This window comes from Staphylococcus pasteuri, from assembly GCF_030547725.1.
Lineage (GTDB): Bacteria > Bacillota > Bacilli > Staphylococcales > Staphylococcaceae > Staphylococcus > Staphylococcus pasteuri.
This window is the reverse complement of record NZ_JAUOQO010000135.1, coordinates 1-325: the sequence shown is the minus strand read 5'-3', so window position 1 is coordinate 325 and position 325 is coordinate 1. Positions and strand designations below refer to the sequence as shown.

Here is a 325-nt window from a genome sequence, read left to right as displayed (position 1 = left end):
CATATATGGAGAGTTTCTATTTAGAGATTTCAATGTCCGCATTGTCAATTATTTAGAGCCCTATGACTACTTTACCTTGTTTCTCAAAGCCCCAATAAACAACATTACCACCAGCTGCATCAACCTCATTATCCTAATACTGTTTGCAAAAATTTTAGACGTTCTTATTGAGACTGACTTGGAGCTTTCTAAGAATAAAACGGAGCAACTCCTTAAAAGGTTGGAAGGAGGAGTCACGGAATTTTATAAAGACCGAGGATTTCCCGTTGAGCTGTTGATGGTGATGAGCATACTTTTGATGATTGCCACATTACTGGATCTGCAC

At 38.5% G+C, this 325-nt stretch carries 1 protein-coding gene; it reads left to right on the top strand.

All coding sequences use genetic code 11. The features are described 5' to 3' along the window. A partial coding sequence (locus Q4528_RS13130) for a hypothetical protein (protein WP_303521924.1) occupies positions 1-325 on the top strand: 325 nt, incomplete at both ends.